Below are 8,270 nucleotides of genomic sequence, written 5' to 3' on the forward strand. Positions count from 1 at the left end.
AAGTCCTTTCGATCAAGCTGCCCGCCGCAGGGGGAACGGCAGGGCCGCCAGATACTTTACTGTCCGGACGGTTGGGTGCGGATTTCCCGCGCCGGGACCGGGTCGGAACTGCCTCCCGGCTCCCGGACGGAACGCTGCTCCGGACTTCAAAGAAACAGATGACCGGGCCGGCCTCCTCGCCGGCGATCCCGCGCGCAGCCGGTCCGGTCCTGGACTCGGACCGGCTTCCAGTCCGGTCACGGCGTTCACCGGCAGCCGCGCCGATCCCCGGCCGACGGGCGGCTGTCCGCAAGGTTTTCCCAAGAGGCGGCGCCTAGCGTTAAAGGTTCAATCAGGAAGGGTCCGGAGGGTCGGGAGACGGCCCGGGGGCCGACATAACGGTGACAATATCTGCTGGGAGATGACCGCTGATGTCCATCAGCCGGCGCAGCGTGCTGTTTTACGGGGGCCTTGGGGCCCTGGGCGCTGCGAGTATAGGAGTTCCGTTCACAACCGTGGGGGCCAAGGACGCCAGCGAGCTGCGCGACTCGCGGATGCCCAGACCGTTCCAGGCGGCGTTTAGGGTGCCGCCGGTCCTGGCGCCGGTGCGGACCGGAACGGACGCGGATGGCAGACCCATGGAGGTGTATGTTGTGACCGAGCGGCTCAGTTCGGCCCCCGTGGTCCCGGGCCTGCCTACCCCGGTTTTTGGCTATAACGGCATTGTTCCGGGCCCGCGGATCAACACCGAGACCGGCACCCATGTGGTGCTCAGGGTGCGTAACCAGCTGCCGGCGGTCCATCCGCAGTTCGGCACGCCCACGGCGACGACCATGCACCTGCACGGGTCGGTGTCGCTGCCGCAGTTCGACGGCTACGCCAACGACCTCTCAGAGCCGGGTTTCCGGAAGGACTACCACTTCGATAACCCGCAGCCGGCGGCGACCCTGTGGTACCACGACCACCAGGTCCACTTCACCGGCCAGAACGTCTACTCGGGCCTGAACGGCATGTACCAGCTGCACGATGAGGCCGAACGGGCACTGCTGCCCCAGGGCGAGTTCGACGTCCCGCTGTCGGTCAAGGACATCATCCTCAACTCCGACGGGTCGCTGATCTTCGATGACGAATCCCACTCCGGGCTGTGGGGGGACATCATCGTGGTCAACGCCCAGCCTTGGCCGGTCATGCAGGTCAAACGTCGCATCTACCGGTTCCGGCTGCTGAACACCTCCCTCGCCCGCTCCTTCCGCCCCGCGCTGAGCACCGGGGATCCGCTGGTCCTGGTGGCCACCGACGACGGGCTGATGCCCAGACCGCAGCCGGTGGCCTCCTACCGGCACGCCAACTCCGAACGCTACGAATTCCTCATCGACTTCTCCAAGTACCGGCCCGGTACCCGCATCGAGCTGCGGAACCTGTCGAACAAGAACAACATCGACTACGACTTCACCGACCGGATCATGGCCTTCGACGTGACCGACGCGCCCTTTGACACCCGGGCCAACCGGATCCCCGAAACCCTGGTCACCCACCCGGTCATGGACCTGCAGCCCGCCCAGGCGGTGCGGACCCGGCACCTGCGCTTCCAGCGCCACGGCGGGGAATGGACCATCAACCAGGAAACCTGGAAGGAGGTCATCGCCAGCGGCTTCCAGCACGCCATCGCCAACCCGGGGCTCAACGACGTGGAAATCTGGGAACTGGAAAACAAGTCCGGCGGCTGGTTCCACCCCATCCACCTGCACCTGGTCAGCTTCAAAATCCTCGACCGCAACGGGCAACCCCCGTTCCCCTATGAGAACGGGCCCAAGGACGTCGTCTACCTGGGCGAAAACGAGACCGTGCGGATCATCACCCGGTTCGGCCCCTTCCACGGCCGGTACATGCTGCACTGCCACAACGTTCCGCACGAGGACCACTCCATGATGAGCCAGTTCCGTATCGGCCTGCAGGAAGGAGAACCCGACCCCAACGATCCGATCCACGCCGCACCGCCGGTCTTCGAAGGCCTCGAAGGGTAGGCACAGGGGAGCCCGGGCATGTACGCGTCCGTTGACGGAACCGTGAGCTGAGGCCCGGCCGGATTCCCAGCCGGACCCGGGGTGCTCCACTTTGGGCGGCCGGGGCCCGGCAGCGTGAAACGGCATCTGGCAGGCCGGTGCCGGCAGCGGTACGGTGCCCGCCGGGGATCAGCGGGTGCTGCGCCGCAGTTCGTATTCGTTCCGGTACAGCAGTTTGGGTTGGCCGCCCACGCCTTCGATGATCCACACCATCCCGTACCCGGGCACGGTGTGGTCGACCTGCCCGAAGTAGTGGGTGGCACCGTTGCGCCGGGCCTCGATCCGGTCGCCGGGACGCAGCTCGGAGATATCCAGGATGGGCGGGTTGAGGCGGTGAACGTTGGTCATGATGGTCCTTCCATGAGGGGTGTTCGCTCTCGGGATGCTCCGGCACAGGATCCGCCGGGGTGTCATGGCTGTTGCGGGGGCAGCAGGCCCTGCCGGGTGGCGGTGACGACCGCTTCGAGCTGGGAGTGGGCGCCGAGTTTGGCCAGGACGGACTTGGTGTAGCCGCGGCAGGTTTGGGTGGAGATGCCCAGTCTGCGGGCGTTGGTGCGCACGTCGGAGCCGGCGGCCATCAGGCGCAGCACGTCCATTTCCCGATGCGTCAACTGCGGGCCGGCGGCCTGCTGCTGCCGGAAAGCGCTCAGGTGCGCCAGCAGCGCCGGATCGGTGATCATGTTCCCGGGTGTGGCCTGGCGCAGGGTCTGCAGCAGTGTGGCCAGCGATCCGTCCTTGGGCAGGAACGCGCACACGCCCAGGGTCGCGGCCCGTTCCAGCGCGTCGGCGGAGGGGTAGGCGGTGAGCATGACGATCCGGGTGTCCGGTGCCCGGGCCAGGATCTGTTGGGCTGCGTCCAGGCCGTCGCCGTCGGGCAGGTGGTAGTCCATGACCACCACCTCCGGCCGTGACTTCAGGAACAGGGCAACGCCGGCGGCCACGGTTGTCGCGTACCCGATGCTGGTCAGGTCCGGCTCCCGGTCCAGCGCCCCGGTCAGCAGCTCGGCGAAGGTCGTATGGTCTTCCACGACCAGCACCCTGGTACGCGGGCCGGCATTGTCTTCGGTCATGGTGGTTCCCCCCTGTGTCCCCCCGACACCTCATGGAAAGGAAAACTACCAGTGCCGATGCGCGATCTTCGGCGGTCCCGAGCCTTTTCCCAAGGTCGCAGCGACACCATAAAGATGCAGGCCCCTGGCCATACCCCGCGCCTGCGGGGCAGTAGCTGGAAGCCGGGGGAACAGCGGGGCTGCCACCTAAAGGTCCAGCTCAGACCCCGTCCGGCGAACCGCCGGCACCCGGGCCGCGGCAGGGGGGCTGGCAGTCCGTGGACCGGCTGCTGAACCCGCAGCCGCTGCAGAACCTGGGCTGGGTCTTCGCGGCCGGGCTGATCGGCTTTGCCGGCAATGAACTGGTGGCCATGTACCGGATCAAGGTCGGGCGCAGCATCGGTTCGGCCGCCCTGGTCGCCGACGGTATCCACGCGCGGACGGACGGTTTCACCTCGCTGGCCGTGGTCCTGGGCGTGATCGGGGTGTGGCTCGGCTTCCCGTTGGCCGATCCGATCGTCGGGCTGGTCATCACTGCCGCAATCGTGGTCCTGCTCTGGGGCACGGCGCGGGACATCGGCCGCAGGCTGCTGGACGGCGTGGATCCGGACCTCGTGGACCGCGCCGAAGCGATCCTGCTGGCCGACGGCGCCGTGCAGGAACTGCCGGATGTGCGCCTGCGCTGGAACGGTCACCGGCTGAACGTTGCCGCGACCCTGGTGCTGGAGCCGGCGATGACCATCGACGGATACCACCGCCTTCAGCGCCGGCTGGAGGCCGGACTGCACGAGGGGCTGCCGGGCGTTGACTATATTTCCCTCACGCCCGCCCCGGGCGGACGGCGGGCCGGGTAGGACACGGACCGGCCCCTCGCTGGACGGGTCCATGCCGCCGCTTCCTCAAACGCCTCAGGGGCGCGCCCGCCCGACTGGGAAGGCGCCCCTGAGATAGACACCCGGGAGTAGATTGGTGCCGGTGCAGAAGAATCGCCTGGTGCGGGCGGTTCGGTATAAGCGTTGACCCGGAAGGCAGGACAGGGGTGGATGAGTCCAAGGTCGCCCTGGTCATTGAACCGGACAGTGATATCAGAGAGCTGCTGTCTTTGGTCCTGCAGTGCTCGGGTGCAGCCGTGCACTGCGCCGGCACCGGTGCCGCCGGCGTTGAAGCCGCCCGCTTCCACCGGCCCCGGCTCATTACCCTGGATCCGAGGCTGCCCGATATCGGTGGCTACGAGGTGGCACGTGAGATCAGGCGCTTTAGTGACGCCTATATCCTTCTGGTCAGCACCGAAGCTGTGGGGGCTTTGCAGGAGATGGGCGCCAATGACTTCATGACCAAACCCTTCTGCCCCCGGGAACTGCGCAGAAGAGCCGAAGTGGTCTTGGGCATGAGGTCTTGGGCATGAACTGAACCGGCCTGTGTCGTATGTGCTGTTAGCGGCTCGTGCATGAATTCGTTCACCCTGAAAAACGCCCTCAGGGGCCTGGGCGGGGCAACCGTGGACAGCCTGCATCCGGGTGAGAAAACCTCCGGTGACCCACGCCCGGACGGCATCTCAGTGATCATCCGGGACGTGATCGTTGGGTGCCGACATCGACATCGCCACCGACATGGCCCACCCGGCCCTGGACGTCGCCCACATCCTCCAAACCGCGGTCCCCGAAGGAATCAGCCGCACCGGCCTCACCGCCGGCAACATCAACGTGACCCTCCTGGCCATCGAACCGGCCACCGCACCAAGACCTCAGGTTCATCCTGGAGCCTGATCCGCGAGGCCCCGCCTTCGCCCCTACTTCCGTATCGAGGATGCCGATCAGATCCGCGCCGCGTTCCTGGCCGCCGGCGGCACGGAAGGCTAGGCCGCCGTGACCGACCTGATCGAGGCGGCCGTGCTGCGGGAGGTGCGCCGGCTGCAGCGCAAATACAACGGCGGCAAGAAACGGGACCCCGTGGCCGCCAGGGCACTACGTACCGGACGGCGCAGCCTTCCCGGGGAACAGCACCGCACCGAACACCAGCACTGAACAGACGGCCGGTTCAAGCAGGCAACAGCAAACGGGCCCCTTGTCCTCCACTCAGGAGGGCAAGGGGCCCGTGCATCGCTCCATCTGAACCTTGGGGGAAGCCCAGATGACCAATCGAATTTAACCGGCCGTTCGGAATCCAACAACTGGACAAACCCGCACCCTCACCGGTTCTGGGGACTCCCCGCCGGGGGAGACCGATCTGCCTGGTGAGGGGCCTGTGGCGGGATGAACTCTTGGTCAATGTGTTCCTGCCGGAACCGCGGGGGATCAGGTCAACAGCAGCCTGATCCCCTGTTTTATGTCCTTTTTCTTTTTGCATCAGGAGTCACTGCCCATGGCCCGCAGGGTTCAGATTGAACTCGTCTCCGACCTCAGCGGCCGCCCGGCCGACCGGCCGGTCCGCTTCGGTGCTGACGGCACCCGCTACGACATCGGCCTGACCGGCGAAGAGGCGGCCCTGCGCGAGGCCTTTGCCCCCTACGTCCGGGCCGGCCGCAGGACGCAGACTCCCCGAAACAGGAGGACCGGTACCAGGAGGACTGGTCCCAAGGGTCCGGGCAGTCCGGGGCGGGACCGGGGCCGGGAAATCCGCCAGTGGGCGCAGGCCAACGGCTACAGTATTTCCGCCACCGGTCCCATTCCGGCCAGGTTACCCAGGCGTACTATCAAACGGCTGCCGCCTGAACAGACCCAGCAACAGCACGGACCGAGCCGGATCCCGGAGCACGGTTCCCGCCCTCCAGCGTGAACCGTCTTGTTCCGCGGGACGGACATCGTATGCGCTGTTATCGGCATTTGGGATGGCGTGAGGCAGCTTCGGGGATAGAGCCTCCTTGGACTTATGCTCGGGCGCGTAATCCGATCACGGCGACCGTGACAAGCCTGTGCACTGCGGCGTCGGAGGGCAGGCGGGCGGCTGCGTTCGTGCACCACCCAGTTCCAGCCCTGGTTGATCCAGGGTCCGTATTCCGTGCGGGCCCAGGACTAGGCAAGGGAACCGCGGCAGCGTTGGGTTCCGGTACGGAAGCAGCCGACCGGGCAGCATGCGTTGGCCGCAGCGGCTGTTCCGGAACAGCCGCCGGTCTAGGAGGCGGGGGTGTCGAAGACCGGGGGTGCGGCCTTAATGGGGTCGTTGGGGTCCGGATCGCCGTCCTTGAGGCCGACGCGGAACTGGACCATCATGTCGTGGTCCTCGTGGGGCAGGTTGTGGCAGTGGACCATGTAGCGGCCGCGGTTTTTCGCGTAGTGGGTGATCAGGCGGACTGTTTCATTTTCGCCGATGTAGGCCACGTCCTTGGGCCCGAGTTCCCAGGGGAACGGGGGCTGTCCGTTGCGGGCCAGGATGCGGAAGTCGATCAGGTGGATGTGCAGGGGGTGGAACCAGCCGCCGGATTTGTTCTCGATCTCCCATATTTCGGTGTCGCCCAGGTCGGGGGTGGCGACCACGCGCTGGAAGTTGCTCTCGATGACGTCCTGCCAGGTTTCCCCGTTGATGGTCCAGGAACCGTCCTGGCGTTCGAGGCGGAGGCGGTTGGTCCGCACGGCCTGCTCCGGCTCCAGGCGCATGGTGGGGTGTTCTTCGAGCAGGTTGGGGATGCGGTTGGTGGAGTCGGCGGTGTCGAAGGGTTCGTCGGTGACGTCGAAGGCCATGATCCGGTCGGTGAGGTCGTAGTCGATGTTGTGCGGATTCGACAGGTTGCGCAGTTCAACCCGGGTGCCGGCCGGGTATTTGGAGAAGTCGATGAGGAACTCGTAGCGCTCGGAGTTGGCGTGCCGGTAGGAGTCTACCGCCTGGGGCCGGCCCATCAGGCCGTTGTCGGTGGCCACGATGACCAGGGGTTCGCCGGTGCTCAGGGTGGGGCGGATGGAGCGGGCGATGGAGGCGTTGAGGCAGCGGAAGCGGTAGACGCGGCGTTTGACCTGCATCAGCGGCCAGGGCCGGCCGTTGGCCATGATCACATCGCCCCACAGGCCCGAGTGCGAGTGGTCGTTGTAGGCGGCCTGCCCGTCGGCGGTGAACATGATGTCGTTGATGATCAGGGGAACGTCGAATTCGCCCTGGGGCAGCAGTTCCCGCTCGGCCGGGTCATGCAGGATGTACATGCCGGCCAGCCCGGAATAGACATTCTGGGCCGTGAAGTGCACCCCGTGGTCGTGGTACCAGAATGAGGCGGCCGCCTGCAGGTTCGGGTAGTGGTAGTCCTTCCGGAACCCGGGCAGGGTGGTGTCGGACGCGTAGCCGTCAAACTGCGGCAGCGAGGCCATGCCGTGCAGGTGGGTCGAGGTGGCCGTCGGTGTGCCGCGGAACGGGTGGGTCGAGGGCAGCTGGTTGCGCATGGTGACCACCGCATGCGTGCCCCGGTCGATGCTGATCGTCGGGCCCGGGAAGATCCCCTCGTAGCCAAGGACCGTGGTGCTCATGCCGGGCAGAAAGTTCTCCAGGCCCGCCCGTTCGGTGATCACATAGTGGTTGACGGGCAGCCCGTCCGCCGGGTCCGTATCGGTTTTGACCGGCTGCAGCACCGGCGGTATCCGGAACGCGGCCTCGAACGGCCTGGGCATTTTGGACGGGGCCAGGTCGCTGGCCGATTCCGCGGCGATCGAGGACAGCGGCACGGCAAGACCTGCCGCGCCCAGGGCCCCGAGTGCGCCGAACGTGAGCACGTCGCGACGGGTAACAGACATTTGATCATCCCTAAGGGCACATCAGGGAATCGGTGAACGTGAGGCCCAGTCACGTCCACAGTCCCGGTTTTGGCCCCTACGTTGTCCCTTGTACTCCCGCCGCTGGGCGGGAGCAACGACATATCGTTTCATCCCACTGCGTACCGGCGTGTCGCCGCCATGCCCCTGCCGCGGGCATCCGGACGCCGGTTCCGCCGTCCGCAGCTTCAGGCCGGGACGGCAGCGGACCTGCAGGGCACCGGTTGATCCCGACCGGCAACGGAAGATGCGCTGTTATCGGCGTCCGGGGACGGGGTGGGCCGGCACACGCCGGAATTATCCCCGGGCTGTGGTCCGCGTGCCGGTTGGGATCCGGAGGGCACCCCCTGATTTGGGGGTGGCCGACCCCCCATGTGGGTGTTTTTCTGCTGGGTGCCGGGGTGATGGAATTAAACTTCCGACGCTAAGAAGAAGGAATCACGGCTGGG

The 8,270-nt window shown here is 66.6% G+C and carries 8 protein-coding genes and 1 pseudogene; 6 read left to right on the plus strand and 3 right to left on the minus strand.

Going from position 1 to position 8,270, the window contains the following annotated elements:
• The first annotated feature begins 410 nt into the window (after window positions 1-410).
• Window positions 411-2,003, plus strand: a complete 1,593-nt coding sequence (locus tag AC5RWU_RS22940) for a multicopper oxidase family protein (protein WP_493986483.1) — start codon at window positions 411-413, stop codon at window positions 2,001-2,003.
• A 168-nt stretch (window positions 2,004-2,171) separates the two neighbouring features.
• Here the strand turns inward: AC5RWU_RS22940 and AC5RWU_RS22945 are convergent, their stop codons facing one another.
• Both AC5RWU_RS22945 and AC5RWU_RS22950 read right to left on the minus strand, forming a co-directional pair.
• Window positions 2,172-2,390 carry a hypothetical protein gene (locus AC5RWU_RS22945; RefSeq protein ID WP_493986484.1) on the minus strand — a complete coding sequence of 73 codons (219 nt, stop codon included), beginning with the start codon at window positions 2,388-2,390 and terminating at the stop codon, window positions 2,172-2,174.
• Window positions 2,391-2,452: 62 nt separating this feature from the next.
• A complete protein-coding gene (locus AC5RWU_RS22950; protein WP_493986485.1) occupies window positions 2,453-3,112 on the minus strand; it encodes a response regulator in 660 nt (219 codons plus the stop codon).
• Between the two features lie 245 nt (window positions 3,113-3,357).
• Here AC5RWU_RS22950 and AC5RWU_RS22955 point away from each other — a divergent pair.
• The 5 genes and pseudogenes from AC5RWU_RS22955 to AC5RWU_RS22975 all read left to right on the plus strand — a co-directional run.
• A pseudogene (locus AC5RWU_RS22955) lies at window positions 3,358-3,945 on the plus strand (cation diffusion facilitator family transporter); the annotation flags it as partial.
• A 185-nt stretch (window positions 3,946-4,130) separates the two neighbouring features.
• Window positions 4,131-4,496: a response regulator transcription factor gene (locus AC5RWU_RS22960; RefSeq protein ID WP_493986486.1), complete on the plus strand. Its 366-nt coding sequence runs from the start codon at window positions 4,131-4,133 to the stop codon at window positions 4,494-4,496.
• Between the two features lie 175 nt (window positions 4,497-4,671).
• The gene (locus AC5RWU_RS22965; protein WP_493986487.1) at window positions 4,672-4,857 is read left to right on the plus strand and encodes a hypothetical protein; all 186 of its coding nucleotides are present in this window, start codon (window positions 4,672-4,674) and stop codon (window positions 4,855-4,857) included.
• A gap of 99 nt (window positions 4,858-4,956) precedes the next feature.
• Window positions 4,957-5,115, plus strand: a complete 159-nt coding sequence (locus AC5RWU_RS22970; RefSeq protein ID WP_493986488.1) for a ParB family protein — start codon at window positions 4,957-4,959, stop codon at window positions 5,113-5,115.
• 337 nt (window positions 5,116-5,452) lie between these two features.
• Complete coding sequence (locus AC5RWU_RS22975; protein ID WP_493986489.1) at window positions 5,453-5,866, plus strand: histone-like nucleoid-structuring protein Lsr2; 414 nt, start codon at window positions 5,453-5,455, stop codon at window positions 5,864-5,866.
• 335 nt (window positions 5,867-6,201) lie between these two features.
• Here the strand turns inward: AC5RWU_RS22975 and AC5RWU_RS22980 are convergent, their stop codons facing one another.
• Complete coding sequence (locus AC5RWU_RS22980) at window positions 6,202-7,803, minus strand: multicopper oxidase family protein (protein ID WP_493986490.1); 1,602 nt, start codon at window positions 7,801-7,803, stop codon at window positions 6,202-6,204.
• Between the last annotated feature and the right edge of the window lie 467 nt (window positions 7,804-8,270).

This window comes from Arthrobacter sp. B0427-1-12 (assembly GCF_059092905.1).

Coding starts and splice junctions, on each gene's coding strand:
- AC5RWU_RS22950 (WP_493986485.1), bottom strand. CDS start 3,112: ATGACCGAAGACAATGCCGGCCCGCGTACCAGGGTGCTGGTCGTGGAA.
- AC5RWU_RS22980 (WP_493986490.1), bottom strand. CDS start 7,803: ATGTCTGTTACCCGTCGCGACGTGCTCACGTTCGGCGCACTCGGGGCC.
- AC5RWU_RS22975 (WP_493986489.1), top strand. CDS start 5,453: ATGGCCCGCAGGGTTCAGATTGAACTCGTCTCCGACCTCAGCGGCCGC.
- AC5RWU_RS22940 (WP_493986483.1), top strand. CDS start 411: ATGTCCATCAGCCGGCGCAGCGTGCTGTTTTACGGGGGCCTTGGGGCC.
- AC5RWU_RS22945 (WP_493986484.1), bottom strand. CDS start 2,390: ATGACCAACGTTCACCGCCTCAACCCGCCCATCCTGGATATCTCCGAG.